Source organism: Bacillus sp. REN3 (assembly GCF_017912555.1).
GTDB lineage: Bacteria > Bacillota > Bacilli > Bacillales > Cytobacillaceae > Mesobacillus.
The window spans coordinates 1-1,738 of sequence record NZ_JAERSD010000052.1 but is presented as its reverse complement, the minus strand read 5'-3'; the positions used below and the strand labels follow the sequence as shown (position 1 = coordinate 1,738).

The 1,738-nt window shown below is 45.7% G+C and carries 1 protein-coding gene; it reads right to left on the bottom strand.

Going from position 1 to position 1,738, the window contains the following annotated elements; translation table 11 throughout:
• Window positions 1-100: 100 nt before the first annotated feature.
• Window positions 101-1,459 carry an IS1182 family transposase gene (locus JJQ88_RS20885; protein ID WP_210367970.1) on the bottom strand — a complete coding sequence of 453 codons (1,359 nt, stop codon included), beginning with the start codon at window positions 1,457-1,459 and terminating at the stop codon, window positions 101-103.
• Window positions 1,460-1,738: the final 279 nt, after the last annotated feature.

The following is a 1,738-nucleotide window of genomic DNA, read 5'->3' as shown; positions in this document are numbered from 1 at the left end:
TCAGTTTGTAGACAAAAGGGGTTCGGAATGCTCTCATTCCGAACCCCTTTTTGGATTTCATCGGATTTTTCAAAGGAAATAGACTCTCTTTGCAATACTTTTAGGCCATTTCTAGACTTCTCCATGTCCAGTTGGCCATCTTCTTCAAGTTCAAGGCAGCGAAAGTAAGCATCGCCTGCATCGACAATTTTTTAAGTCCCCTCAGGGTTGTCCAACGCATGCCATGCTTTTCTTTTGCATCTGCGAATACACGCTCAATGGTTTCCTTGCGCTTCGCATAGATTTGTTTCACTTCTGGTTTGTGCCTTAAGTGATCTGCCTCTTCCACGTACTTCTGCCAGATATGGCGCGTTACCACCTTTTGGTGGTCTTTGCTTTCTGTGCATTGCGCTAAAAACGGGCAGGTTGCGCAGATCTGTTTGGGGGATTTATATTCACGATATCCCTCTTTCGTTGTGGTCGAATACTTTAGGACCTCACCGGCAGGACACAAATAACAGTCGAAAAATTCGTCATACACATAGTCATATTTGCGGAAAAAGCCATCCTTCGTCCGTGGTCGGGTATAAGGCAAAGCCGGGGTCATTTCGTTTTCCATCAGAAACTTTGTAATAGCTGGAGTTTTATAGGCTGCATCAGCCGCAACGGCATTAGGCTTTCGGACTTTCTCTATCACTTGTTCTACCAGTGGCTCAAGGATCAGACTGTCATGTGTATTCCCAGGTGTCACGATGGTTCCCAAAACAAATCCATTACGATCTGATGCCGCATGGAAAGAGTAGGCAAACTGCTTTGTTCGCTCGTCCTTGACGTAGTATCCACTCTCAGGATCGGTCGTGCTTTCCTTGATTTCCTTCGTTTCTTCCTTCTCGAACTTATCGGGAGGAAAAGGTTTCTTCCCGTGGTCTTCCCGATCCTGATTGATCTCTTCCTGGAGTTTCTCTTGATACGCCCGTGTTTCCTTTCGCACCACTTTCTTCTCGAATTTATGCTTATTCGCACTTGCTTTTACATGGGTTGAATCAATAAAGACATGTTCAGCACTAATAAGTTTCTTATCCGCTGCGGTCTTAAGAATTCGATAGAAAATCTGTTCAAACAAATCGGTGTCTTTAAAACGGCGTTCGTAATTCTTCCCGAAGGTGGAGAAATGGGGCACTTTATCATGGAATCCATAACCCAAAAACCAGCGGTAGGCCATGTTCGTTTCTACTTCGGCAATGGTCTGGCGCATGGAACGGATGCCAAAGGTATATTGAATGAAGCTGAGCTTTATTAGAATCACAGGGTCAATGCTTGGGCGACCTACTTCGGAATACACATCCTTCACCAGTTCATAGATGAAAGAAAAATCAAGGGCTGCTTCCATCTTACGGACTAAATGGTCCTGAGGAACCAGTTGGTCTAAAGCAACCATCTCTAATTGGTCTCGTTGGATTGGATTATTTTTCGAAAGCATCTTCATCACCTCAAGCGTTATATGTACCTATTTTAAAAGATACTTAAGGTTAGTTCCACACTAAGTTGAGGAATCCTGTTGATTGTAGTGGAAGGCGCGTAGACTCCTGCGGGATCAGACGGACAGGTGAGACCCCGCAGGCGCCAGCGGCGGCGAGGAGGCTCAGCGCCGGCCCCGCGGAAAGCGAAGCGCCTGGAACGGAAATCAACAGCCCTATTCCAGCACAAACCAAAAAAACTGTAGACAAGCTCGATTTCCATCGAGTTTGTCTACAGTCTG